We start from the raw sequence: 23,341 nt of genomic DNA on the forward strand, positions 1-23,341 counted from the left end.
CTAAATCTCCTCCTGGGAGAAGGATCCGGGGATGGTTACACTAGCAACGCAGAGCGCTTGGGCCCAAGCTACCGCCGTTCCAAAAAGTCGCGGCGCAGATCCCGAATCTCCTGCCGCATCTCCCGCATCTCTTGGGCCATCTCGTCGGTGCGCCGTTCCAGGGCTTCCGTGCGCCGTTCAATGGCTCGGGTGCGCTCGTCAAAGCGATCCAGTGCCTCCCGGAAAAACTGTGCCAGCATCGCCTGCCCTTCCCGCAGCTCTTGAATCAAAACCTGCTGGTTTTGCTGGGCAGCTTGCAACTCCTGGACGGCCCGAATCAGCCACTGCTCTTGCTCAGGTGTCATGGTTACCAAGGCGCTACAGAACAAGGAAATCCTACCACCCTAAATCTCCTCCTGGGAGAAGGATCCGGGGATGGTTACACTAGCAACGCAGAGCGCTTGGGCCCAAGCTACCGCCGTTCCAAAAAGTCGCGGCGTAGATCCCGAATCTCTTGCCGCATCTCCCGCATCTCTTGGGCCATCTCGTCAGTGCGCCGTTCCAAAGCTTCGGTGCGGCGCTCCACAGCTTCCGTGCGCCGTTCAATGGCTCGGGTGCGCTCGTCAAAGCGAGCCATCGACTCGCGGAAAAACTGCGCCAGCATCGCCTGCCCTTCGCGCAGCTCTTGAATGAGAAGCTGCTGGTTTTGTTGGACAAGACGCAGCTCCTGCTGGGCAGCTTGCAGTTCTCTTTGGGAAGCTTGCAACTCTCTTTGGGAAGCTTGCAGTTCTTTTTGGGAAGCTTGTAGCTCCTGGATGGCGCGAATCAGCCACTCCTCTTGCTCAGGTGTCATAGCTGGCGGGCGGTACAGAATAAAAAAATCCTAGCACCCTACATCTCCCCCCTCCCCTTAGAAGAGAAGCTGGGGGGAGTCGCGTCAGCGGCGCGGAGCGTTTGGGCTAGCGTCGTTCCAAAAAATCGCGGCGCAGATCCCGAATCTCTTGCCGCATCTCCCGCATCTCTGCCGCCATCTGGTCGGTGCGCCGTTCCAGTGCTTCTGTGCGGCGTTCGATGGCCCGAGTACGCTCGTCAAACCGATCCATTGACTCGCGAAAGAACTGCGCCAGCATCGCCTGTCCCTCCCGCAGCTCTTGAATCAAAACCTGCTGGTTTTGCTGGACAAGACGCAGCTCCTGCTGGGCAGCTTGCAATTCTTTTTGGGAGGCTTGCAGCTCTCTTTGGGAGGCTTGCAACTCTTGGATGGCTTGAATCAGCCACTGTTCTTGCTCGGGCGTCATGGTTACTGAAACACTACAGAATAAGGAAATCCTACCACCACTAACTCTTCTCTCCTCCTGGGAGAGGGATCGGGGGCAAGGGATCCAAATCCAAAACCTCAATGGAGAGTAGGGAACTCGAATCCCTGACCTCTGCGGTGCGATCGCAGCGCTCTACCAACTGAGCTAACTCCCCGTAGCTTTACCAGAATAACCCGAATCCGCAGCCAAGATCTCCCCCGCCTGCAACTCCAGCCCCACAAAAACCTTCGAGGGCAGCCGCTCGGATCCTTGCAGCTCCAGCACATCGTACCAGCCTTCATGAAGCAGCAGCAGGCTCACCTTCTCCTCCAAGGGATCCACAACCCAATACTCGCCGATCCCCAAAACGCAGTACTCTGCCCGCTTGGCCCGGTAGTCTGCTGCCCGGCTCGACTCACTCACCACCTCCACCACCAGCAGCGGCGGCGGATCCTCCGGGCGAATCAACGCCTCTCTGGATCCCATCTCCTGCCATTGCTCCAAAGGCAGCACCACCCCATCGGGAATCCGCACCGTATCCCACCGGTGGCTGCCCCGCGGCGACTGGATCCCCAAGCCTCCCTGTATCGTTGTCCAGGGCAACTGCTGCCGTGCAATCTCTGCCTCAAAGACTTGGCTGAGAAACTTTTGAATTTGCACATGCCGTCCGGTTGGAAGGGCCATGGGAACCAACTCTCCCGCCACCAGCTCATAGCGGGTATCCCCGCCATCCGAATAAACAAGGTATTCGGCCAACCTCAGGCGAGCTGTTGAGGGTGCAGAAACGGATCCCCTTGCCCAAGCCATACACCGTCTCGGCCAAAAGTTTCTCTGTTGCCATGCTAGCCCTGTATCTCACACAACCCCTCTCTTCCCCTGGGAGCGGGGCTGTGAGCGCTTGGGCCACGGTTGGATGGAAGCTAACGCCGTTCCAGAAAATCGCGGCGCAGATCCCGAATCTCTTGCCGCATCTCTCTCATCTCCTCCGCCATTTGGTCGGTGCGCCGTTCCAGAGCTTCCGTGCGCCGTTCAATAGCCCGGGTGCGCTCGTCAAACCGATCCATTGACTCGCGAAAGAACTGCGCCAGCATTGCCTGTCCCTCCCGCAGCTCTTGAATGAGGAGCTGCTGGTTTTGTTGGACAAGGCGCAGCTCCTGCTGGGCAGCCTGCAATTCTCTTTGGGAGGCTTGTAACTCTTGGATGGCTTGAATCAGCCACTGCTCTTGCTCAGGCGTCATGGTTGTCGGGTGTTGCAGAATAAGGAAATCCTACCACCCTGAATCTCCCCTCTTGCCCTGGGAGAGGGGCTGGGGGTGGCTGTGTCAGCGGCGCGGAGCGCTTGGGCCACCCAAAACAAAAACCCCTCTCTCTTTAATAAAGAGGGGCCGGGGGTGAGGACGGAAATTCAAGCTCGATCAGTAAAGGGCTTCTTCTTGGTGGGTGATGATGGTGCAGTCGGAAGTAGGGTAAGCCACACAGGTCAGCACATAGCCCTGCTCGATCTGATCATCATCCAGGAAGGACTGATCGCTTTGATCCACCGTGCCGCTCACCAGCTTGCCGGCACAGGTCGAACAGGCACCGGCGCGGCAGGAATAGGGCAGCTCGATCCCTTGCTCTTCCGCCACGTCCAAAATGTACTCGTCATCCGGCACATCGATGGTGACGTTTAAGCCTTGCTCCTCGTTGATCAGAGTGACCTTATAGGTAGCCATCCTGGTTGGGTCTCCAGAAAAAACATCCACTCCTCATCCTGCCACCCTTCTGCCCCAGATCAAGCACCCTTTTGTGAGGAAATAGGCAAATCTTCCGGTTTTTTGCAGGTGGATCCGGGAAAGCTTGCCGGGTAAGGGTTCTGGCTGCTCAAGAGGGCTGTTAGCCCGCAGCGTCTGCATGAAGGGTGAACCTCGGCTCCGATGGCAGAACTGCCGCAGATCCCACCGGTCATTCTTCCGCAATCCTCTCTGTTCAACTTGGACTTGGCAGGGATCCCTGTAGCTCCTGGGTTGCACCTGGAAAAAAAATGGCAAGACTTGCCAAGTTGGGCAGATCTGACGGTATGATTTACGGAGTAGCTAGAGCAAGCGCCGAACAGGCGTGTATGCGTCTCCCACCCGACCGTCGAGCCTGAGGCCTTGAGTTGCTTCAGGTCAGGTGATCGGGTAAGGTAAGGGAAGTGTTCAGCCGAACCCTACTTTTTTGGTTAAGAGGAGAAAAATGAACGGAACAATGCAGAGGTGGCTGCTGAAGTCACTTGGTTCTCTGACCTTGGCGTCTGCCGTGGTGCTCTTGCCCGTGATTCTAACGGGCTGCGGTGAAAGCAGTACTAGCCCAACTGTGCCGGTGCCTCCGCCACCGCCGCCCCCGCCTCCCCCAGCACCAACTCCTACGCCGACTCCCACGCCAACCCCGCCAGCAGGAACAGTTAGAGTTACGCCCGAAACCGACATTAACCGGATTATCGCCACTTCTGATCCCACCCAGCCTCTCACGATTGTCCTGGAGCCAGGCGTCTATCGCCAGAACATCGTGATCGACCGCAGCAACGTTAGGGTGCGCGGTGCCACTGGCTTGGTGAGCGATGCTATTGTGGTGGGTGCAGATAGCGGCGCTCCTGTTCAGGTCACTAGCAATGCCAGTGGCGTTGTTCTGGAGAACTTCAGCATTCTCAACACCCGCTCCCTGGCACCGATTGAGTACGGCATTAACGCTGAGGGGGCCACAGAAGTTACTATTACGGGCGTTGACATCGTTCTCTTCCCCACAGTAACCACTCCAGCTTCCCGTGGGGTAGCCATTAGCTTTGGCTCAGCTGCTGCTGGCGCCACCTCTAAGAACCTGACAGTAACCCGCTCCAACCTCTTTGTGGCTGGCGCAGCTGACTCAGCGGGTATTCGCATTGCCGGCGACAACGCAGGCATCAACCTGCGGGTGGAGGCCAACAACATCTTCTTGGGCTACGCCGCAGCTCCCGATGGCGTGCAAACTCAGTTGATTAACGTGGTGCCGCAGGATGTGGGTGCGGGCTCGGCGGCTATTTTCATTGAGCGTGCCGTTACAGGGCTGAGCTTGGTGGCCGTTGATGACAACATCATTGATTCCATAACCCCAACAGCTAACGTCTACGCCATTCGCGACGAGCGAGGCAGCGGCCTCAATGCCGTGGAGCGCCGTAACATCGTTGCTAGAGGCACGAGCTTGGCGTTTAACAGCAACACCAGCAACATTTACCTCTCCATTACCCGCGCCATTGCTGAGGCAGCAGGTCCTAACCAGACAGTAACGGCTGGTCCTGGATCCTTTGAGGATGAGGGCGAGATTGTTCTGCCTGCCGACAGGCCTGGCTTGACCTTGAACTCCGTTGATGGCACGAGCAGAGTGCAGTCAGTCAAGATCCTGGCCGCTGATGCCACGTTGGGCGGAACGGAGGGCAACGGCTTCCGGATTACTGGCATTTCCCCAGATCCGGACGCTATTGGGCCGGCTGCACCTTACCAAGTAGCCATTGGCGAGTGTGACCTAGCCAACCTCACCACCCGCAACGTAAAAGTCTCCTTCAACGATTTCACGCGGCCTCCTACGCAGGTGGGTCCCTACGTCTCTGTGCAAGTCTGCGACTTCTCGCAGGCGGAGGTTTACAACAACCTGCTGCGCGGCTTCACCGTTGCTGGCGTACATGTGGTGTCGGCTGAGCCCAACGCGGTAACCATTCGCGAGAACCTCTTTGAGCCTGCGATTGACAGCCCGGTCTTCATTGCGGCCATTGTGGATCAGCAGACTCAGGCACCGGGAACTCTGGCTCCTTTTGCCACGGCTTCGGTGAGGGGCAACATCTTCCGCCTGCCGCCGCAGGGCACTCTGGCCGTCTACGCTCGTCCCGGCGTTGACCTCACGCCAACCGCGGCGGAGGAGCTGGGCGGAGAAGGCACCATTCTCAAGGCTTTCTTCAACAACACCATCACGCCCACGCCCATTCCTGGCTTTGCCGTGTGCGGTCGCCAAGAAAGCTTGGCGGGAGCCCCGGGCAACCTTCTGAACTTCGTGGATAGCCCGCAGCCGCTGCAACTAGATCCTTTCGCCTCTACTGTCTTTGGCGAGGTGTCGGATGCCCTCTGCGCGGCAGTGGGCTTCGGCCCAGGGGCCAGTCTGCAGTTCCAGCCTGGAGGCGCGCCACCGGCAACGCCTACTCCCACGCCTACGCCTACGCCTCAGCCTGCCGGTGTGAGGATCAGGATCCCAGGCCTGCCTGCCAACGCGGTGGTGACGGTGACGGGGCCAGGCGGTGATCCGGTCATCACCACTTCCACCTCCGTGTCTGAAGACGAGGCTATCTTCCCAGGCCCATTCACCATCCCCTTTGGTGGCCAGATTCAGGTAACTCCCGCCATTCCTTCGCCATCGGCCATCATGGTCGGGGGTACTACCATCAACACCTTTGACAACACCACCAACCCCGGCAGCACCACCTACTTCAACTTCGGGCCTGCCATTCCGGTGAACTAGCCTTTGGCTAGCTTTGCGACAGCGGCCTGCTTCTATTGGGCTGACTGAAAAGTTGCTTGGTGGTGGCAGGTCGCTTTTTCCATCTCGCTTGGCTTGCGCATCTCTTCGTTCGATTGGTTTCCCTGTTGTACTTTTTGGCTTCTGCATGGGTATACTACTAGCAGCTAGGCCTTTGTGGGTTTCCCTGTAGTGAGTTGAGCTGCGCTTGCCAAGGCTTCAACCAGTTGTAGAGCCTTTCTTCTTGGAGATTGATGATGTCTAACCGCAACCTCAAGCACAGCTTGCGTTCCACGCTGGCCTCCTTGGCGCTGGCTTCTTCTCTAACCGGGGTGGTAGCGGCCTGCTCTGCCGACACGCCTACCGTTACGCAGGTTCCTTCCACCATCTCGGCTCAAGTTCCCGAAACCGCTGCTCCCGTTGCCGAGGGCCTCTCCTTCTACTACGACGGGGTGAAAACCTCGGTCACCATCAAAGATGCGGCAGTGCTTTTTGCCGCCTGCAGCCTCAATACTAGCGACACAACCAAGATCGTAGGTTTTGTCAACAACACTCTTAAAGCAGGGCCGATTACGGCCAGCGATGTCACCGGGCTAGGTGACCCTCTCAAGCCGGCCATCTCCGACTTCAACGGCAACGGAGTTGTCAACTGCGAGGATGCCGCCATTTTGTTTGCCGTGTCCACTGTGGGTGTAGACGCGGCCAAGGTCAACGCTTTTGTATCCGGCACCCTGAAGATTCCGGGGGTAAGCGTTACTCAAACTCAGTTGGATACCTTCTTCAAGACTCAACCAACACCGACCCCGACGCCCACGCCGACGCCCACGCCGACGATCAAAACAGTCCTGGTCACCCCTGACGATTTGAAGCTGCCGAGCGGCTCCAGCCAAAGCGTGACGGTGTCGTTGTCCAGTGCGCCACCAGAGAAGGTGACGGTAACGGTGACGCCTTCTAGCGGCATTACAGCTACCCCAACGACCCTGGCTTTTACTCCCACTGTTTTCAGCGGCACGGTGACGGTGGAGAGCACGGCGACCCCAGGCACGACTGGCACCGTCAAGTTCTCTGCTCCGGGCTATGCGGATGGAGTGGTCAATGTTACGGTTGACCAATCGACCAACCTTGTGGTGGATCCTGCCAGCCTGGAAATTCCTGCCAATGGGGCAGAGTCGTTTACGGTCAAGCTGGCCAACGCCCCGACAGCGCCGGTGACGGTAACGGTGACGACTTCTACGCCTGACCTGACCACCACTTCGGCTTCCCTGCTCTTTACGCCGGGCAACTTCAACATCAACCAGACGGTTTTTGTGAGCCCTGGACCGGGGGCCGTTCCAGGAGCGCAATCGGTTCTCTTGAAGGCGGGGCCGTTGGGTCAGTTCAAGCTGCCGGTAACCATTACCCCCGCCTCGAAGAATCCGATTTTCTTCATCGATCCTGTGAATGGGAACGACGGCTTCCCGGGCACGGGCACAGCGGCCAAGCCTTGGCAGACGGTTGCGAGCGCTTTGAACAGTAGCCAACCTTCAGGTTCGCAAGTGGCGGCGGTGGCCAGCGCGGGCAATGACGTGGTGGTTACTATTTTGGGTGGAGTCAATAATGAGCAGCCTAATGTTAACATTATCACACCGACTTTGTTGGCCGGCTCGGTAACGGTGCTGCAAGCTCCATTCCCGAAGACGTTTAAGTTGGATCTGGCGGCTAATGGTAAAACACTGACCCTGAACAGGGGCTACAAGCTGCAGGATATCCAAATTGACTCCAACCTCGGTGGTGGTGGAACGGCAGTAACAATCAATCATCCAACGGCTGGGCTAGCCAGTGTGGATGTCACGTGTGCTGGGGGGGCAGCCACTACATGCGTGGAGGTTAAGGGAGCTGGCTCCCATATCCTTAAGGATGTGAGGGTTGATATGGCGAATTTTGCGGGTAGCATTGGCATTCTGAATAATGATACCAATATCAACCTCACCATTATCGGTGGCAGAGTTCAGACTACCGGTAATGCCGCCGGCGCTGTCACTTTGATCGATTCCAAGGGGGTTCTGACTGTTACGGGCTTGACGGTGGATATGACTAAGGGCGGGCACGCGCAACCCAGTACAGGTATCGTTCTCAGGGCTCCCGGATCCTTTGTTACCGGCTCCACCATCAATGTGAGTAATGACACGGGTGCCAAAGGTATCGACGTCAAACCTTCGGCGAGCCCATCCACTGTTGAAGGTAACACCTTTATTGGCTCCGGTGCCGGAACTGGAGTTAGCGGTAACGTTAACCTCTCCTCTAATGCTCTTCTCAAGAACAACTTTTCGGGAACCTTTACAAACGAAGTTCAATAACAACTTTTTGGGAACCTTTACAGCAAAAGTTCTTCCGTAACTGGCGCTGGAAGCTGTTTCCCCCCCTGCCCCCCAGGGGGGCTTTTTTGTAGGCCCCGGTGCTCTGCATTGCCGACACAACCACCCCTTGCCCCTTTCCGGGAAGTCGGGCTGCAACGGCGGGAGAGGAATTGTGGTAGGCTAGCACCAGCTTGCAGGAAAAGGTGAGTATGGCCAAAAGGATTGTCTGGCTGTTGGGGGTAGGACTGGCGCTGGCAGCCTGTTCCGGCAGGGCGCGGGGCCCTTCTCTATGTGTCAATGCCCGCCAGGTAACGGCGGAGGAGGTATTGGCGGCCAAGGGCAAGAATCTCTCCGGCTGCCAGTTGATTGGGGTGGTGCTCGCTAACGCCAAGCTGGCCGGCGCTGATCTGGGCGAGGCGCTGGTGCAGGGGGGAGTCTTCCTGCAGGCGGATCTGTCGGGGGCCAATTTGGCGGGGGCCTATGTGGAAAACACCGCTTTCAACGGGGCCAAGTTGCGGCGGGCCAACTTGCAGAAAGCCAGGTTTCCCGACTCCAGCCTGGCTGAGGCCGACTTGACAGGGGCCAATTTGCAGGAGGCGGATCTGCGGCGGGCCAACCTCAGGGGGGCAATTCTCAAAGGGGCCAAGCTGGAGGGGGCGCTGACGGACGGGGAGACCATCTGCCCCGATGGGGAGCGCGGCCCCTGCCGCTGGTAGGCCAGGGATCCGGCTAGAATGGGATCCTAAGCCGGTGTAGGGAACCCCATGTCGGAGCGGTTGGAGCGGGTGGAGGCCATCTTGGAAGTCCTGGCCCAGCAGACCCTGGCCAATGCCCAGGCCACTGCCCGGAATACAGAAGCCATCGAGCGTCTTTTTGCAGCCACCGCCCAGAACACAGAGGCCATTGGGCAAGCCTTTGCAGCCATTGGTCAGAACGCAGAGGCCATTGGGCGTGTTTCCACAGTTACTGTCCAGAACACAGAAGCCATCGAGCGTCTTTTTGCAGCCACCGCCCAGAACGCAGAGGCCATTGGGCGTGTTTCCACAGTTACTGTCCAGAACACAGAGGCCATTGAGCGTCTTTTTGCAGCCACCGCCCAGAACACAGAAGCCATTGGGCAAGTTTTTGCAGCCATTGGTCAGAACGCAGAGGCCATTGGGCGTGTTTCCACAGTTACTGTCCAGAACACAGAGGCCATCGAGCGTCTTTTTGCAGCCACCGCCCAAAACACAGAGGCCATTGGGCAAGTTTTTGCAGCCATTGCCCAAACTAGGGAGTCCATCGCTGAGCTGCGGGCCAGCATTGCCGAGCTGCGCCAGGTGGTTGAGCAGCAAAACCGCGCCATTACCTACCTTATGAGCCAAGACTAGGCCCAGAGCCGTGGATCCCCTTCCTTCTCGGCCAGGGTTGGGGAATAATACCCGTTAGTTCCCCTGAGCTGGCCGGCGCCGAACCAAGACTGCAACCGCTACCCCAATTCTTGCTGATCCTTCGCTGGAGATTTGAGAATGTCTGACCGCAACTTCCCAACCAGTTGGCGTGTTTCCCTTGTTTCCTCAGTGTTGGCCGCCGCTCTGGCCGGGCTGATGGCTGCCTGCGGCTCTTCCTCAAGGGGTCCTCTCACGGTTGCCACGCCCACGCCAACTCCGACCCCCACACCAACACCTGTGCCCACTCCAACCCCTACACCAACTCCAACACCCACCCCCACGCCAACTCCGACCCCGACGCCCACCCCGACACCAACACCCACACCCACTGCAACACCCACACCCACTCCCACGCCAACACCGACACCCACGCCCACTCCAACTCCAACACCCACGCCAACACCGACACCCACGCCAACACCGACTCCTGCCGGCCCGCAGATTACGATCCCGGGCTTGCCCGCAGGGGCCACAGTAACCATTCGACAAGCAGATGGCACGGTGATCGCCACCTCCACCTCAGTGTCTGGGAATGTGGCCACCTTCCCCACTTCCTTTACCATCCCCTTTGGCGGCCAGATTCGCATTACCCCTGCCATTCCTTCGCCATCGCCTCTTACGATAGGAACCACCACCCTTAGCACTTTTGACAACACCACCAACCCTGGCAGCACCACCTACTTCAACTTCGGGCCGGGCATCTCAGTGAACTAGCTTGGGGCTGGCCCTAGAAGGGCAATCGGTTTCCATTCAGGAGCATGACTCTAACCCCCAAAACCCTGAACTTTGCTGAATTTACTGAGCTTTAGGCGGTTTGGCAAAAGTCATTGAGAGGGATATAGTAGACCAAGTTTCCCCCTGATCCTTGAGTCCACCGCAACGGTTGCCGGGAAGTGAGGGGGGAAAGCGCTCGGGGGGTATTCCTCAGGGCTTTGCGGGATACCGCCTTCCTGTTTGGACTCCGTCCCGCTGACGCGAACAGAGATAGGCAGGATGCGATCGCTTCTTTCCTGAACCATGTTCAGGAGAGTTCAGCGTGAATGTATCAGGTGCTAGATGGCAACCGGTTGTCTTCTTCTTCAGCTTTGGGAAAGGCACCGTCGCTGTGCTTTTTTGAGCGCCCTTTGTGGGTATACTTGAGACTAGACTCAAGGTTTGCCTTTGAGTTTCCCTGGGGTGAGCTGGGCAGCTCTTGCTAAAGACGTTGACCCTAGCAAGTTTTTGAAGGAGATCTGCCATGGCTTTCCGCAACTCAAAATCCCGCTTTCGTCACCCGATAGCTCCCTTGATTTTGGCTTCCTCCCTCGTAGGAGGAGTGGCTGCTTGTTCCCTTACTTCGGATCCTCCGGCTGTTACTCAGGTTCCCCCGACAATTTCAGCTCAGGCGCCAGAAACAGCAGTGCAGGGCTCTGAGAGCATTGCTTTCTACTACGACGGGGTAAAGACCTCAGTCACCATCAAGGATGCGGCAGTCCTTTTTGCCGCCTGCACCCTCAACACCAACGACTCCGGGAAGATTGTTAACTTTGTCAATAACACGCTCAAGGTGGGGCCGATTACGGCTGCCGACGTGACGGGGTTGGGCGATCCGCTCAAGCCCTCTGTTTCCGACTTTACTGCCGACGGGGTGGTGGACTGCAAGGATGCGGCGGTTTTGTTTGCGGCAATTTCAACAGGTCTTCCGCCGACGGCCAGTAAGATCAATTCCTTCCTTGCCACCACCCTGAAGCTCAGCGGTGTCAGCATCACGCAGCCGAACTTAGATACCTTCTTCAGCGAGCCCACGCCGACACCCACGCCGACCCCGACTCCGACACCGACGCCGACACCGACACCGACACCCACGCCAACACCCACCCCCACGCCAACACCCACCCCCACGCCAACACCGACACCGACACCCACGCCAACACCGACACCTGCTCAGTTCTATGTGCATCCAACCGCAGGCAATGATACTCTTTACCTAGGTACCTCACCTCTCCAGCCGTTCAAAACTGTGAGGAAGGTGCTGGAATCCACTGCAGTTCAGACCGCAGCCAGTCTTGGCGGCGGGACAAATGTGATTGTAAGGATCATTGACGACGGAACGGAGAATGTTAGTGGCACCAACATCAATAGTCTGACTTTGACAGCTGGATCCGTCACGGTGCTTCCTGACAGCGGCGTTAATTTCACACTCAATCTGAACACTAAGCTTTTAACTCTCAACAAAGGCTACAGGCTTCAAGGGTTCAAGATTGAGAGCGGGGATCCCGGTGGTACTGGTACAAAAGCCGCCGCCATCACGCTCGCTGCTGCGGGAACGCCCCTGAAAGACATGCTCATTGATTGTAAAGGTCTTGGCAGTGCTGGTACTGCTGGCGTAGGGTCTGGCGACAGATGTATCGAAGTAACTGCTTCTTCTACCACTCCCGCCACCGTCACCCTCGACAATGTGGATGTTTTGATTAAAGGCAACCAAAACTTCACTGCTGGGATCCGCCACGTGGGGACTAACACAATCCTCAAAGTAATCAATGGCAGCTCGGTTGTGGCTACTGGGCCAGCACCGGGGAACGAGGGTGTCGTGGGCATTTTGGAGGATTCAACTGTCGGATCTGTAGAGATTGAAGGCCCGAACACAGAGGTCAACTTGAGCGCGATCTCACCTGCTACAGGTGATCCCAACGTTGCTATCCTCCTAAAAGGTAGTTCAGGCCCTGCAAGAAAAGTGATAAACTCCGAGATTAAGGTAAAAGAGGCAACTCCAGGTCAAATTGGCGTTTGCGTTGGTAGTAGTATTAACGTAACAGTGCAAGGCAACACCTTTACCAATTCTTCTTCGGGAAACAAAAGCATCGCTATCTGTAAACAATTTGGAAATGTGAATCCTACTCCCCTTCCTCCGGTCAACACGTTCAACAACTTCTCCACGTCCTCCCCGGACAACAGGTTTGTAATTTCCTCCTGCTCTTGCCCCTCCTAACCTTTTCCAGCCCTTTCTCTGGCAGGCCCCTGGCGGGGCCTTTTTTTGTTGCAGCTCCACAACGGGTCGGGCTATCCCTGGGCATTTTGCCAAGGACGAGTTGGGGTAGCGGAGGGCCACCACGCCAAGTCTGGAAGGCTATCAGGGAAGAGGATGGATCTCGCCCCCAATTGGGCCAAAAACAGCGTCGTTGCCAAGGAAGAGCCCCTCCCCTGGGGGCAGGCGGCGCCCTTCTGGAGGCAGGGTATAGGGATCCGCAGCAGACAAATTGACGCCCGTGAACCCCAAGTCCTGCATGGCCGCAGCGGTGATGCGGCTGAGAACAGGGCGTGCAGGTGGCGGTGGCAGCACCGGCGTCATCAGCTCCAACCCTAGGGTTCGCCGCCAGTGACCTTCGGGAGGTGGCTCAACCTCCACCGGCACATTCCCAGATCCGCCCAGGCTGTTGTACTCAGCAGTGGCCTGACGGCCGGCAAAACGCGGGTTGGTGGTGCCGCTGTTGAGGAGAAGAGGACGCCAGTTGGGGACGGTGCCGAACCCCAGAGCATGGCCCAGCTCGTGCAGGACAACGTCAAAGAGGGATCCCCGATCCTCTAAGCGACCCAGATCTGCCGGGTCGATCCCTATCCTGGCATAAGGGATGATGCGGATCCCGGGCCGAAGGGGGCCACAGGGGCCCGCTTGACCCACAACCCTACCCGGACCATCACTCTCAGGGGGGCTGGAGAGGAGCCGGGCGCCGGTTACTTGAACCAAGAGATCATCCACAGGACGATTGACCAGGGGAGTCGGGGGGAAGCCAGCTCCGCAGAAGCCAGCCTCCAGAGTTACGGTTACATCAGGCAGATCCCCGGTGATGATCTGCTCCCAGCGCCGGGCCGCTTGCAGAACGATGTTGCGCTGGGAAGGGCTGAGGCTGTTGTCGATGAATTCAATCTCGATGTTGAAGCCGCCAGCAGAGGGAGTGGGCGAAGCCGTGGGAGAAGGAGTGGGTGCCGGGGCAACCAGAGCAGTCCTAAGCTGGAAAGCACCCGTAGCACCAGGGTCGTAACTGCTAACCCGCACCAAGTAGTTGATTCCAGCTTGCACAACCAAGTCGAGCTGGGAATTCGTACTCCCCCCAAAGTCGTCGTTTTCGGCAATCACCTCCCCGGTAGCCTGGTTAACGATGAAAAGGTAAGTATCGAAGTCGATACTGGAAAGCTGGATCCGCACCGTTTGCCCCGCAGGCGCGCTGAGCAGGAAATCCTGAATGAAGTGAGTAGGACGACGGGGATCCCGAGGGCTACTGGTGGTCAAGCGCCCTGTAACCGCCTGCGGCACCCCCAGGGTGGGGATCCCAGGTGGTGACGGCGAAGGCGAGGCGGTTGGAAGCCCTGTGGGCGGAACAAATCCCGGCCCTGGCAATCTGGCCGCTTGTTCAGGCGTCAGGTTGAGGGGAGGTTGCAGCCGCAAAACGGTGTTGACAAAGGTGTTGATGCGGTTGGCATCGCGGCTCTGCAAGGTGGCAATGGCAAACAAAATGGCGGCATCCCGCACGGTGCCTGGTGTGCCGTCCCCATCAAAGTCAGAAATGGCCACAGGGTTGGGGTTGGCGGTGGTCACCTCAGCTAGGGTGAGGGGGGGCTGTAGCCTCAAGACGTTGTTGACAAAGCTGACAATCTGGCTGGGCTGGGTAATCCCGTTGGCTATGGCAAAGGCAATGGCGGCATCGCGGATGGTTACCGATTGCGGGTTGCCGTCGTAGTAAGCAGCAACTCCTGGAGTGGAGGAAGGGGTCTCTGGCCGACTGATTAGGCTAGGCCCACCGACCAGGCCGCAGGCCGGCAGGATCCCGAAGAGAAAAGTCACCGCTAGCCGAGACAGGCGCCTGCGTGAGCCCATAGGAACAGCCCCTTGCCAGGAAATAACCTTTTGCCTCGATGAGGACAGCAAGCAAACATCAGGGCGGTAGCAATTCTATCAGCTTCAAGGTCATTTGAACATTAACTTTTCCATACTCTCCTTAAGCTAGAGGAACGCCGGAGAAGCCGATAGGTTGCTGGCTATGCAGTACGATAGGGTGCGTGCTAAGAGTGTTGGGATACCCAAAAACAGGAAGACTGCCATGGCAGAGAAAGTTGTGTCCAACCCCGTACAGGCGCAGTTTGACGAGTTTCCCTACCCGAATGTGCCGATTGAGCAGACGGTTACCGACAACCTTGCCTTGTTTGCCAACAGCCTTACGACGGCCAGGTACCTGCGGGATCGCAAGGTGGTATTGCCGGAAGGCAAGGTGATGCTCAATGCCGGCTGTGGCTCCGGTTGGGAAACTTTGGTTTTGGCAACGGCCAACCCCGGCGCTCGCTATGTGGGTGTGGATATTTCGCCGGAGTCCATCAAGATGGCAGAGCAGCGCTTTAAGTTCCATAAGATTGAAAACGCCCGCTTTCATGTTATGGACATTACCGACATGACGGCGCTGGGGGAGGAGTTTGATTTTATTGCCTGCAACGACGTTCTCTACCTACTGGACGACCCGGTTGCCGGTTTGAAAGGCATGCGGCAGGTGCTCAAGCCCGATGGGATCATCCGCACCAATGTTCATAGCCTTTATCAGCGGCAGTTTATCTTCAACATGCAGGATGCGATGGAGCTGCTGGGGGTGATGGACGAGCCGGCAGCCAAAGCGGTGCCCCTGCTACGAGAGGTGATGGAAGCGCTCACCGACGCCAGCTTTGTGAAGAGCCACTGGAACGGCGATGCCATCAAAACCACAGCGGGGATCCTGGCCAACTTCCTGCTGCGCAGCGACAAGGGCTTTACGGTGCCGCAGGTGTTTGAGATGTTGAGGCAGGCCGGCCTCGAGTTTATTAGCATGGTGAATTGGCAGCAGTGGAAGTTGGAGAGGGTCTTGACCAAGCCGGTGCCCTACTCGATGCGGCAACTCAATAAGTTAAGCGAGGAGCAAAAGCTTCACTTCATCGAGCTGATTTTCCCCAACATGACCCGCTTGATCGACTTTTGGTGCGGGCACCCCGGCATTCCCAAGGCTGAGCCGTTTACGAACGACGAATGGTGGAACGGCACCGTACAAGCCCACCCCCTTCTGGTGAAGTTGGATGCCAAGCAGGCTTTTCTCAACGCCATTCGGGACAACGGGCCTGTCAACATCAACGGCTGGCCGGGAGCTGAGGGGAACATTACCATCGATCCTTTCTCGGTGCGCTGGCTGGTGGATGTCTTCGGCCCCTTGCCGGTGCCGGTGCAATCTCTAGTCCACAAGACCATGGAGATTATGGACTGGACGCAGGAAGAAGCGTTTAGTCAAGTGTTGGCCAACCTGAAGTTTTTGGAAGAACGCCTGGTCATCCTCCTGAATTCTCCGCTGCGTTGACATACTCCCCTACGGCTATAGCTTGCTTCTGCTAGGCAGTCGCTGGGGAATCTTTGTTCAACGCAAAAAAGGGCAGGCATACCACCTGCCTTTAGCGGATAACCTTAGGGCAGCCTTAGCTCCCCGCCTTAGGAGACAACACTCACCTTGACCACTTGGGCTTTTTCAGAGTCGGCCTTCGGCAAGGTGAGGGTGAGGATCCCATCTTTGTATTCGGCTTTCACCTGATCGTGTTTGATCCGGTTCGGCAGCGGGATCACCCGTTGGAAGCGCCCGTAACGGAATTCAGTCCGGGTTACCCCTTTGTCTTCAGAGCGCTTCTCAAATCGCCGTTCCCCGGTGATGGAGACCGCTTCGGCTGTCGCTTGGATATCCAAGTCGTTGGGGTTCAAGCCGGGCAGCTCCAGCTTCAGGGTAATGGTTTCGGGATCATCGTGCATCTCCACTGCCGGCATGAAGGCAAAGCCGTCGGCCTCGGTGGTGCGAGGGATCAGCCGGTCGAACATCCGGTTCATTTCCCGTTGAATTTCGTCAATTTCACGAAATGGATCCCAGCGGACAAGAGCCATAGAGCATCCTCCTCCTCTGTTTTGCTTTTTTTGACTTCCACTTCGAGTTTGGAGCTTAGCTTTCGGGGCTCAACTTTAGAGGTATAAGCAAAACCTCTATGCTTCTAGTGTATTCAAATCTATTCCGAGAAGTGTAGGGTTTTCTGGAATGTTTCTTAGGTGTTTACCCTACAGGTTTATCCATCCAAAACCCTCTAGGACTCCGTATGTTTGGGGCGGCGATGAAGTTTTGTGGGTAACCACATACTGAGACCGGTGGCCACCATCACCAGCAGCCCCAGTCCGTTTAAGAACGGGTAAACCGCTTGCAGATCGAGGGGGCCCCACTGCCCTTTGTGGATTTGGATCAGCCAGTAGTAGTCGAAGTTTTGGTTAAGGCGGGCAATTTGATACAGGGATCCCGTTAGCACCGTTACCACCAAAGGCACGGCCAGGATGGGGGCAAGGGTGCGGTGGATGCGGCGGATCCTCTTTGGATTCAGGGCCATTGAGCTTTCTCCAGGGCAATGGGGCGATCCCTGCCATGCTATCAGGGCAGCTAGCCCCTATTCTCGCTCAAGAACGGCTCCTGGACAGCTCCTCCACGTGCTGCCGCGGGATGACCCGTCCTTCGTCCTCAAAGCCAGGGATCTCGTGGAAGTTGAGGTAGCGGTACAGCTCGCCGGCAAAGGGCTGGATCTTGGTGGAGACGATCTCTCGGTACTCCTCAGGGGTGGGGATCCGGCCCAAAAGGGCGCAGGCGGCGGCCAGCTCGGCGGATCCCAGATAAACCCGCGCGTCTTTGCCCATGCGGTTGTTGAAGTTGCGGGTGGAGGTGGACATGACGGTGGCCCCGTCTTCCACGCGGGCTTGGTTGCCCATACACAGGCTGCATCCCGGCATTTCTGTTCTGGCCCCGGCGGCAGCAAAGGTGCCGTATACGCCTTCCGAGCGCAGTTGTGCCTCATCCATGCGGGTGGGCGGACAGATCCAGAATTGGCGCACCTTGGCCCGCCCTTGGCCTTCCAGGATTTTGGCGGCGGCGCGGTAGTGGCCGATGTTGGTCATGCAGGAGCCGATGAAAACTTCGTCAATCTTGATCGGCGTATCGGGGTTGCCGGCGGCGTGTTGGGCATGGACTTCGCTCAGGGTCATCACCTTGTCGGGATCGTTGGGGGCACAGACAATTGGCTCGGTGATGGTGCTGAGGTCGATTTCGATGACTTCGGCGTATTCAGCGTCGGCATCCGCCTCCAGGAGGGTGGGGCTGGCCAGCCAGGCTTCCATTTTGGCGATGCGCCGCAGCAAGGTTCTCGCATCCTGGTAGCCGCGGGCAATCATGTTTTTCAGCAGCACCACGTTGGAGCGCAGATATTCTGAGACCGTCTCGAGGCTCAGCTGGATGGTACAGCCGGCACAGTTGCGCTCTGCCGAGGCATCGGTAAACTCAAAAGCTTGCTCCACCTTCAGATGCGGCAGGCCCTCGATCTCCATGATGCGCCCGGCAAAGACGTTTTTCTTGCCTTTTTTCTCAACGGTGAGCAGCCCCCTCTGAATGGCCACGTAGGGGATGGCATGGACAATGTCCCGCAGGGTGATCCCCGGCTGCAGTTCCCCCTTAAAGCGCACCAGCACCGATTCCGGCATGTCCAAGGGCATCACCCCCATGGCGGCGGCAAAGGCCACCAGACCGGATCCCGCCGGGAAGGAGATCCCCAAGGGGAAGCGGGTGTGGGAGTCGCCCCCGGTGCCGACGGTATCCGGCAGGAGCATGCGGTTGAGCCAGGAGTGGATAATGCCATCGCCGGGACGCAGGACAACGCCCCCGCGGGAAGCGAAAAAGTCGGGCAGCTCTTTGTGGATCTGGATGTCCACCGGCTTGGGATAGGCGGCGGTGTGGCAGAAGCTCTGCAGCACTAGGTCGGCGTTGAAGCCCAGACAGGCCAGCTCCTTCAGCTCATCGCGGGTCATGGGGCCGGTGGTGTCCTGGGATCCCACCGTGGTAATGAGGGGCTCACAACTGGTGCCCGGGCGCACGCCTGGCAGCCCACAGGCTTTGCCCACGATTTTTTGCGCTAGGGTATAGCCTTTGCCGGTGTCTGCCGGTGGAGTGGGGCGGATAAACAAGGTCGAGGGAGGCAAACCCAAGGCTTGGCGGGTTTTGTCGGTGAGGGCACGGCCAATCAACAGGGGAATACGTCCCCCCGCCCGCACTTCGTCGGGGAGAGTCACGGGCCGCAGGGAAAAGGTGGAGAGAACCTGGCCGGCCTCAGAGCGGATCACGCCTTCGTAGGGGCAAATGGTAACCACCATGCCGGTTTCCAGGCGGGAGACATCGCACTGGATGGGCAAGGCCCCGGCATCTTCGGCGGTGTTGAAGAAGATGGGCGCAATGGTGCCCCCCAGGATCACCCCCCCGGCCCGCTTGTTGGGCACATGGGGAATGTCGTGGCCGATGTGCCAGAGCAGCGAGTTGAGGGCGGATTTGCGGGAGGAGCCGGTGCCCACCACATCCCCCACAAAGGCAACGGGATGGCCGCGGCGCTTCAGCTCGGCAATGGTAACCAGGGATCCCGGAGCGCGGGACTCCAGCATGGCTTGGGCGTGGAGGGGGATATCCGGGCGGGTGGTGGCGTGGGCGGCGGGGGAAAGGTCGTCGGTGTTGATCTCGCCGGCAACCTTGAACACCGTCACGGTGATGGCTGCGGCCAGGGGAGCTTTGGCGGTAAACCATTCGCCCTTGGCCCAGGACTCGATCACCTGTTGGGCATAGGCATTGCCGGATTGGCTCAGCTCCAGCACATCGTGAAAGGCATCGAAGATCAGCAGCGTGTGGCTGAGGGCGCGGGCTGCTGCCGCTGCAATCTCACTCCGGGGATCCCGCAACAGATCCAGCAAAACCTGGACGTTGTAGCCCCCCAGCATGGTGCCCAAGAGCTCCACCGCCCGCAGGGGAGTGATCAACGGGGATTCAACCTCCTCCTTGGCCACAGCCGCCAAAAAGCCCGCTTTCACATAGGCGGCTTCATCGACCCCCGGCGGGACGCGCTCTGTTAAGAGGTGCAACAAAAAGGCTTCTTCGCCGGCAGGCGGGGCCTTCAGGAGCTCGCACACCTGGCTGGTCTGGGCAGCGTTTAAGGGCAGCGGCGGGATCCCTTGGGCCTCGCGGGCAGCGGCGTGTTGGCGGTATTCGGCCAGCATGGGGGTTTAGGCACTCGACGTGGGTATTTATTCTACCGCTAGCTCGGCAGAGGAAAGGTCCTCGAGAAGGGATCCCATTCGCTGGCGGTAACTCAGTTTGGCCTAGGATAGCTCCGCCAACAGCTCTTTTTGGTAAAGGCCAATACAAGCCTGGATCAAGTCGTCCAGCTCCCCATCCAAGATGGGCTGCAGAGGGAAATTCTGGTTAAGGCGGTGGTCGGTAACGCGGTTGTCCTTGTAGTTGTAGGTGCGAATTTTTTCCGAGCGGGATCCCGTTCCCACCTGCATGCGCCGAGCAGAGCTGATGGAGGCCTGTTGCTCCTGCAGCTTCATCTCGTAGAGTTTGGCCCGCAAAATCTGCATGGCCCGCTGGCGGTTCTGCAGTTGGGAACGCTCCTCGGTACAAAACACCCGGATCCCGGTGGGCTTGTGGAGAAGATCCACCGCCGTCTCCACCTTGTTCACGTTTTGGCCGCCTGCCCCCCCGGAGCGTGCCGTTTTGATTTCGATGTCTTTCGGGTCGATGACCACCTCCACCTCGTCCACCTCTGGCATCACCGCCACCGTGGCCGTCGAGGTGTGGACACGGCCTTGCGCTTCGGTGACGGGCACCCGCTGCACCCGATGCACGCCAGCTTCAAACTTGAGCTTGCTGTACACCTGATCCCCTTGAATCTCCAGGATCGCCTCTTTGTAGCCCCCCAGCTCTCCTTCCGAGAGGCTCGCCAGACGCACCGACCAGCCCAGCTTTTCGGCGTAGCGGGTGTACATGCGGGCCAGATCCGCCGCCCACAGCGCCGCCTCCTCCCCACCGGTGCCAGCGCGAATCTCCAACATAATGTTCTTGTCGTCGTTGGGATCCCGGGGCAGCAGCAGCAGGGTGAGCTTTTCCTCCAGTTGTTCTTGGCGGGCCCGCAGTTGCTCCAGTTCTGCTCTTGCCATCGCCTCCAGCTCCGGGTCGGAGGCCGATTCCCGCAAAAGTTCTTCCGTCTGTTGCAGATCGCGATTCAGCTTTTGCCAGTCGTGAAAAGCCTGGACGGTGGCCTCCAAGGAGGAGCGGGCCTTGGCAATCCGCTGCAGCTCAGCTGGATCCGTGGCCACGTCCGGATCGGCCAAGCGCACCGTCAGCTCCTGAAAGGTGGCTTCGACATTCTTAAGCTGGTCGATCAGTTGAGCAGAAGCCATAGACTTGCGATACCCAGGAATCCAAGTATTGCCCACACCCAGATGGGGGAACCTCTACTTGGCCTTTTTGCCACCGCTCATGCCGTATTTGCGCATGAACTTCTCCACCCGGCCTTCGCTGTCGATGATCTTCTGGCTGCCGGTGAAAAAGGGATGGTTGCCCGACCAAACATCCACCTTGAGCTCCGGCTTGGTGGATCCCACCGTCATCACCACTTCGCCGTTGCAGATGACTTTGGCTTCTGGATACCACTGCGGGTGCAATCCTTTCTTGGGCATAACCCTTTCCTCCTCTGGGCCTGTTTCTATACCCTTGTCTATCAACATCTTCCTCTAAAAACAACGGCAGGGATCCCTAGCGCTTCGAGTACTGGGGAGCCTTGCGGGCCTTGCGCAGGCCGTATTTCTTCCGCTCCACGGCGCGCGGATCCCGTTTCAGATAACCCTCTACTTTCAAAGGGCCGCGATTGGCCGGATCCACCTCGCAGAGGGCGCGCGCCACCCCCAGCTTGATCGCATCCGCCTGGCCGTGAACGCCGCCGCCATGGGCTCGCACCAGAATATCGTAGGAGTTTTCCAGACCAAGGATCTCCAGCGGCCCCTTCACACTGGCCAGCAGGGCTTCTTGATACTGCAGATACTGGTCTCCCGGCCTGTCGTTGATGATGATTTTGCCCGTGCCGGGCACCAAACGCACGCGGGCAACGGCGGTTTTGCGGCGTCCCGTTCCCCAATAAACGGCTCGTTGGCTGCTCGCTTGAGTCATGCTTTGGCTCCTGGGATCGTGTTGAGGGGATAAACCTGGGGTTGCTGGGCCTCATGAGGGTGGTTTGGCCCGACATAAACTTTCAACTTGGTGAATTGCCGCCGGCCCAAACGGGTGTGGGGCAACATTCCCTTGACCGCTTTTTCCACCACCCGCTCCGGCAGGCGCGCCTGCAGTTGGGCAAAGGTTTCCACTTTCATGCCGCCAGGACGGCCAGAGTGGCGGCGGTAGAGCTTTTGGGTGCGCTTTTTGCCAGTGACCACCACTTTCTCAGCGTTGATCACAATTACATAGTCCCCCGTATCCAGGTGAGGGGTGAAGTCCGGTTTATGCTTACCCCGCAAGAGGGTGGCCACAGCGGCGGCCAAGCGGCCCAGGCGCTGATTGGCAGCATCCACCAGATACCAGCGGGGCGCCAGAGTCTCGGGGTTGGGAAGGGGAGTTTTGTTCATGGCAGGCAAGGAAACATATCAGGACAAGCTTGGAGATCGCCCAGATCAACCGCAGGAATGGGCCAACGCAGCCGGCGACCGGAGGGCGGAGGGAGGCTCTGTGGGCAAGGCCCAAAAGGGCGGCGAGTGGGCGAACTGTTGACCGAAGGGATCCGCAGCATAGCCCACATCCGTCAGGCACAGCCCTTGCGGAGGAGCGCTGTAGCGGGTGCGCATCTGGCTCCAGTCGTTGTGTTGCCACAGGTGGACAAATTGGGCTGGGCTGAGCTGGCCCCGGCCCACCACCTCTAGGGATCCCACCAAGAGCCGCATCATCCGGTAGAGGAAGCCGCTGGCCTGCACCTCAATGCTGATCAAGTCCCCCAGCCGCTGGCAGAGCACCTCCTGCACCTGTACCCGCGAGTGGGGCCGCTCCGATCCCCGCCGCCGGAAGGCTTCCAAGCTGTGCTCCCCCAGCAGGGAATTCAGGGCTTCCGCCATCGGCTCCACCTGCAGAGGCCAACGCACTTGCCAGCTAAAGAGGCGCCAGAACACATCCGGTCGCTCCCGATTCAGAATGAGGTAGCGGTAACGGCGCCAGCGAGCCGAAAAGCGGGCGTGCCAGGAGTCAGGCACTTGAGCAGAAGCCAGCACTACCACATCTTCCGGCAGACAGTCGTTCAGCACCCTCGACCACTCCGCCGCAGGGATGCCGGAGGTGGTGTCGAAGTGGGCCACCTGGCCTGCAGCATGAACCCCCGTATCGGTGCGACCGGCCCCATAGAGGGTTACCGGATGCCCCGCCCGCGACGCAATCGCCTCCTCCAGCACCCCTTGCACGGTACGGCGGGCTGCCTGGCGCTGCCAGCCATAGAACCTGCTGCCGAGGTACTGAATTCTCAGGGCAATGCGACGGTACGGCATGGATCCCTTTCCGCTACACCAGCTCGATGACCGCCATTTCTGCTCCATCCCCCCGCCGATGCACGGTGCGCAAGATGCGGGTATAGCCACCGGGCCGATCCCGGTAGCGCTCAGGAGCCTGCTCAAACAGGGAGCGCACCAGCTCCTTGTCGTAGATGTAGGCCAGCGCCTGTCGCCGCGCCGCCAGGGATCCCTCTTTGGCCAGGGTGATCATCTTCTCGGTGGTGGCCCGAATGGCTTTGGCGCGGGCTTTGGTGGTGGTGATCCGCCCTTCCCGCAGCAGAGCCGTGGTCAGCGCCCGCATCAGGGCCTTGCGCTGGTCGGCGGGCTTATTGAGGTGGGGGGTACGACGGCGGTGGCGCATGGTAACCTCTGTCTTGTGTCCTACACTCTTCGGGG

At 58.6% G+C, this 23,341-nt stretch carries 24 protein-coding genes and 1 tRNA gene; 8 read left to right on the forward strand and 17 right to left on the reverse strand.

What is annotated here, in order from left to right; genetic code table 11:
• Positions 1-68: 68 nt before the first annotated feature.
• The 7 genes from ACVWXF_RS03255 to ACVWXF_RS03285 form a co-directional block, all read right to left on the reverse strand.
• Positions 69-344, reverse strand: a complete 276-nt coding sequence (locus ACVWXF_RS03255) for a hypothetical protein (RefSeq protein WP_011433211.1) — start codon at positions 342-344, stop codon at positions 69-71.
• Positions 345-451: 107 nt separating this feature from the next.
• Positions 452-832 carry a hypothetical protein gene (locus ACVWXF_RS03260; protein ID WP_457385996.1) on the reverse strand — a complete coding sequence of 127 codons (381 nt, stop codon included), beginning with the start codon at positions 830-832 and terminating at the stop codon, positions 452-454.
• 106 nt (positions 833-938) lie between these two features.
• A complete protein-coding gene (locus ACVWXF_RS03265) occupies positions 939-1,277 on the reverse strand; it encodes a hypothetical protein (protein ID WP_457385998.1) in 339 nt (112 codons plus the stop codon).
• Between the two features lie 102 nt (positions 1,278-1,379).
• Positions 1,380-1,452: transfer RNA gene (locus ACVWXF_RS03270), tRNA-Ala, on the reverse strand.
• Positions 1,443-2,084, reverse strand: a complete 642-nt coding sequence (locus ACVWXF_RS03275; RefSeq protein WP_457473619.1) for a Uma2 family endonuclease — start codon at positions 2,082-2,084, stop codon at positions 1,443-1,445. The genes ACVWXF_RS03270 and ACVWXF_RS03275 overlap by 10 nt, the downstream gene beginning before the upstream one ends.
• 113 nt (positions 2,085-2,197) lie before the next feature.
• Positions 2,198-2,515 (reverse strand): hypothetical protein, encoded by a 318-nt coding sequence (locus tag ACVWXF_RS03280; protein ID WP_414342508.1) that lies wholly within the window; start codon positions 2,513-2,515, stop codon positions 2,198-2,200.
• A gap of 177 nt (positions 2,516-2,692) precedes the next feature.
• Entirely contained in the window at positions 2,693-2,992 is a 300-nt protein-coding gene (locus ACVWXF_RS03285) for a ferredoxin (protein WP_011433206.1), read from the reverse strand.
• Positions 2,993-3,193: 201 nt separating this feature from the next.
• Between ACVWXF_RS03285 and ACVWXF_RS03290 the strand changes: the two genes are divergently transcribed.
• The 7 genes from ACVWXF_RS03290 (at position 3,194) to ACVWXF_RS03320 (ending at position 12,511) form a co-directional block, all read left to right on the forward strand.
• On the forward strand, positions 3,194-3,340 hold the full coding sequence (locus ACVWXF_RS03290) for a hypothetical protein (RefSeq protein WP_011430273.1): 147 nt from the start codon (positions 3,194-3,196) through the stop codon (positions 3,338-3,340).
• A 154-nt stretch (positions 3,341-3,494) separates the two neighbouring features.
• Positions 3,495-5,780: a hypothetical protein gene (locus tag ACVWXF_RS03295; RefSeq protein ID WP_457473620.1), complete on the forward strand. Its 2,286-nt coding sequence runs from the start codon at positions 3,495-3,497 to the stop codon at positions 5,778-5,780.
• Between the two features lie 254 nt (positions 5,781-6,034).
• Positions 6,035-8,113 carry a hypothetical protein gene (locus ACVWXF_RS03300; RefSeq protein ID WP_457473621.1) on the forward strand — a complete coding sequence of 693 codons (2,079 nt, stop codon included), beginning with the start codon at positions 6,035-6,037 and terminating at the stop codon, positions 8,111-8,113.
• A 209-nt stretch (positions 8,114-8,322) separates the two neighbouring features.
• Positions 8,323-8,829, forward strand: a complete 507-nt coding sequence (locus ACVWXF_RS03305) for a pentapeptide repeat-containing protein (RefSeq protein ID WP_011430277.1) — start codon at positions 8,323-8,325, stop codon at positions 8,827-8,829.
• A 48-nt stretch (positions 8,830-8,877) separates the two neighbouring features.
• Positions 8,878-9,483 (forward strand): hypothetical protein, encoded by a 606-nt coding sequence (locus ACVWXF_RS03310; RefSeq protein WP_457473622.1) that lies wholly within the window; start codon positions 8,878-8,880, stop codon positions 9,481-9,483.
• 138 nt (positions 9,484-9,621) lie between these two features.
• Positions 9,622-10,257, forward strand: a complete 636-nt coding sequence (locus ACVWXF_RS03315) for a hypothetical protein (RefSeq protein WP_457473623.1) — start codon at positions 9,622-9,624, stop codon at positions 10,255-10,257.
• 523 nt (positions 10,258-10,780) lie between these two features.
• Positions 10,781-12,511 carry a hypothetical protein gene (locus ACVWXF_RS03320; protein WP_457473624.1) on the forward strand — a complete coding sequence of 577 codons (1,731 nt, stop codon included), beginning with the start codon at positions 10,781-10,783 and terminating at the stop codon, positions 12,509-12,511.
• A 141-nt stretch (positions 12,512-12,652) separates the two neighbouring features.
• Here the strand turns inward: ACVWXF_RS03320 and ACVWXF_RS03325 are convergent, their stop codons facing one another.
• Positions 12,653-14,395, reverse strand: a complete 1,743-nt coding sequence (locus tag ACVWXF_RS03325) for a peptidase M8 (protein WP_457473625.1) — start codon at positions 14,393-14,395, stop codon at positions 12,653-12,655.
• Positions 14,396-14,618: 223 nt separating this feature from the next.
• On the opposite strand from ACVWXF_RS03325, the gene ACVWXF_RS03330 reads away from it, so the two are divergent.
• Entirely contained in the window at positions 14,619-15,887 is a 1,269-nt protein-coding gene (locus tag ACVWXF_RS03330; protein ID WP_457473626.1) for a class I SAM-dependent methyltransferase, read from the forward strand.
• A 128-nt stretch (positions 15,888-16,015) separates the two neighbouring features.
• Here ACVWXF_RS03330 and ACVWXF_RS03335 read toward each other — a convergent pair whose 3' ends face one another.
• From ACVWXF_RS03335 to rplQ, 9 genes are all read right to left on the reverse strand, one after another.
• Positions 16,016-16,456 (reverse strand): Hsp20/alpha crystallin family protein, encoded by a 441-nt coding sequence (locus ACVWXF_RS03335; RefSeq protein ID WP_011433199.1) that lies wholly within the window; start codon positions 16,454-16,456, stop codon positions 16,016-16,018.
• 194 nt (positions 16,457-16,650) lie between these two features.
• Positions 16,651-16,944, reverse strand: coding sequence for a PepSY domain-containing protein (locus tag ACVWXF_RS03340; protein ID WP_457473627.1), 294 nt, complete (start codon positions 16,942-16,944; stop codon positions 16,651-16,653).
• A gap of 67 nt (positions 16,945-17,011) precedes the next feature.
• Positions 17,012-19,636 carry a bifunctional aconitate hydratase 2/2-methylisocitrate dehydratase gene (acnB, locus tag ACVWXF_RS03345; RefSeq protein WP_457473628.1) on the reverse strand — a complete coding sequence of 875 codons (2,625 nt, stop codon included), beginning with the start codon at positions 19,634-19,636 and terminating at the stop codon, positions 17,012-17,014.
• Between the two features lie 102 nt (positions 19,637-19,738).
• On the reverse strand, positions 19,739-20,821 hold the full coding sequence (prfA, locus tag ACVWXF_RS03350) for a peptide chain release factor 1 (protein ID WP_011433196.1): 1,083 nt from the start codon (positions 20,819-20,821) through the stop codon (positions 19,739-19,741).
• Positions 20,822-20,875: 54 nt separating this feature from the next.
• The gene (gene rpmE, locus ACVWXF_RS03355) at positions 20,876-21,100 is read right to left on the reverse strand and encodes a 50S ribosomal protein L31 (RefSeq protein WP_011433195.1); all 225 of its coding nucleotides are present in this window, start codon (positions 21,098-21,100) and stop codon (positions 20,876-20,878) included.
• A 76-nt stretch (positions 21,101-21,176) separates the two neighbouring features.
• Complete coding sequence (gene rpsI, locus ACVWXF_RS03360) at positions 21,177-21,587, reverse strand: 30S ribosomal protein S9 (RefSeq protein ID WP_011433194.1); 411 nt, start codon at positions 21,585-21,587, stop codon at positions 21,177-21,179.
• Entirely contained in the window at positions 21,584-22,039 is a 456-nt protein-coding gene (gene rplM / locus ACVWXF_RS03365; protein ID WP_011433193.1) for a 50S ribosomal protein L13, read from the reverse strand. The genes rpsI and rplM overlap by 4 nt, the downstream gene beginning before the upstream one ends.
• 45 nt (positions 22,040-22,084) lie before the next feature.
• Positions 22,085-22,942, reverse strand: a complete 858-nt coding sequence (gene truA / locus ACVWXF_RS03370) for a tRNA pseudouridine(38-40) synthase TruA (protein ID WP_457473629.1) — start codon at positions 22,940-22,942, stop codon at positions 22,085-22,087.
• 13 nt (positions 22,943-22,955) lie between these two features.
• The gene (gene rplQ, locus ACVWXF_RS03375; RefSeq protein ID WP_011433191.1) at positions 22,956-23,306 is read right to left on the reverse strand and encodes a 50S ribosomal protein L17; all 351 of its coding nucleotides are present in this window, start codon (positions 23,304-23,306) and stop codon (positions 22,956-22,958) included.
• Positions 23,307-23,341: the final 35 nt, after the last annotated feature.

The organism is Thermostichus sp. MS-CIW-40 (assembly GCF_054058315.1).

What these genes read in the sequence shown, in the direction of transcription:
- rpsI (WP_011433194.1), bottom strand. Translation starts at nt 21,587, where the DNA reads ATGACTCAAGCGAGCAGCCAACGAGCCGTTTATTGGGGAACGGGACGC.
- rplM (WP_011433193.1), bottom strand. Translation starts at nt 22,039, where the DNA reads ATGAACAAAACTCCCCTTCCCAACCCCGAGACTCTGGCGCCCCGCTGG.
- ACVWXF_RS03255 (WP_011433211.1), bottom strand. Translation starts at nt 344, where the DNA reads ATGACACCTGAGCAAGAGCAGTGGCTGATTCGGGCCGTCCAGGAGTTG.
- rpmE (WP_011433195.1), bottom strand. Translation starts at nt 21,100, where the DNA reads ATGCCCAAGAAAGGATTGCACCCGCAGTGGTATCCAGAAGCCAAAGTC.
- ACVWXF_RS03285 (WP_011433206.1), bottom strand. Translation starts at nt 2,992, where the DNA reads ATGGCTACCTATAAGGTCACTCTGATCAACGAGGAGCAAGGCTTAAAC.
- ACVWXF_RS03280 (WP_414342508.1), bottom strand. Translation starts at nt 2,515, where the DNA reads ATGACGCCTGAGCAAGAGCAGTGGCTGATTCAAGCCATCCAAGAGTTA.
- ACVWXF_RS03340 (WP_457473627.1), bottom strand. Translation starts at nt 16,944, where the DNA reads ATGGCCCTGAATCCAAAGAGGATCCGCCGCATCCACCGCACCCTTGCC.
- rplQ (WP_011433191.1), bottom strand. Translation starts at nt 23,306, where the DNA reads ATGCGCCACCGCCGTCGTACCCCCCACCTCAATAAGCCCGCCGACCAG.
- ACVWXF_RS03260 (WP_457385996.1), bottom strand. Translation starts at nt 832, where the DNA reads ATGACACCTGAGCAAGAGGAGTGGCTGATTCGCGCCATCCAGGAGCTA.
- prfA (WP_011433196.1), bottom strand. Translation starts at nt 20,821, where the DNA reads ATGGCTTCTGCTCAACTGATCGACCAGCTTAAGAATGTCGAAGCCACC.
- ACVWXF_RS03290 (WP_011430273.1), top strand. Translation starts at nt 3,194, where the DNA reads ATGGCAGAACTGCCGCAGATCCCACCGGTCATTCTTCCGCAATCCTCT.
- ACVWXF_RS03320 (WP_457473624.1), top strand. Translation starts at nt 10,781, where the DNA reads ATGGCTTTCCGCAACTCAAAATCCCGCTTTCGTCACCCGATAGCTCCC.
- truA (WP_457473629.1), bottom strand. Translation starts at nt 22,942, where the DNA reads ATGCCGTACCGTCGCATTGCCCTGAGAATTCAGTACCTCGGCAGCAGG.
- ACVWXF_RS03330 (WP_457473626.1), top strand. Translation starts at nt 14,619, where the DNA reads ATGGCAGAGAAAGTTGTGTCCAACCCCGTACAGGCGCAGTTTGACGAG.
- ACVWXF_RS03335 (WP_011433199.1), bottom strand. Translation starts at nt 16,456, where the DNA reads ATGGCTCTTGTCCGCTGGGATCCATTTCGTGAAATTGACGAAATTCAA.
- ACVWXF_RS03275 (WP_457473619.1), bottom strand. Translation starts at nt 2,084, where the DNA reads ATGGCTTGGGCAAGGGGATCCGTTTCTGCACCCTCAACAGCTCGCCTG.
- ACVWXF_RS03315 (WP_457473623.1), top strand. Translation starts at nt 9,622, where the DNA reads ATGTCTGACCGCAACTTCCCAACCAGTTGGCGTGTTTCCCTTGTTTCC.
- acnB (WP_457473628.1), bottom strand. Translation starts at nt 19,636, where the DNA reads ATGCTGGCCGAATACCGCCAACACGCCGCTGCCCGCGAGGCCCAAGGG.
- ACVWXF_RS03325 (WP_457473625.1), bottom strand. Translation starts at nt 14,395, where the DNA reads ATGGGCTCACGCAGGCGCCTGTCTCGGCTAGCGGTGACTTTTCTCTTC.
- ACVWXF_RS03305 (WP_011430277.1), top strand. Translation starts at nt 8,323, where the DNA reads ATGGCCAAAAGGATTGTCTGGCTGTTGGGGGTAGGACTGGCGCTGGCA.
- ACVWXF_RS03265 (WP_457385998.1), bottom strand. Translation starts at nt 1,277, where the DNA reads ATGACGCCCGAGCAAGAACAGTGGCTGATTCAAGCCATCCAAGAGTTG.
- ACVWXF_RS03300 (WP_457473621.1), top strand. Translation starts at nt 6,035, where the DNA reads ATGTCTAACCGCAACCTCAAGCACAGCTTGCGTTCCACGCTGGCCTCC.
- ACVWXF_RS03295 (WP_457473620.1), top strand. Translation starts at nt 3,495, where the DNA reads ATGAACGGAACAATGCAGAGGTGGCTGCTGAAGTCACTTGGTTCTCTG.
- ACVWXF_RS03310 (WP_457473622.1), top strand. Translation starts at nt 8,878, where the DNA reads ATGTCGGAGCGGTTGGAGCGGGTGGAGGCCATCTTGGAAGTCCTGGCC.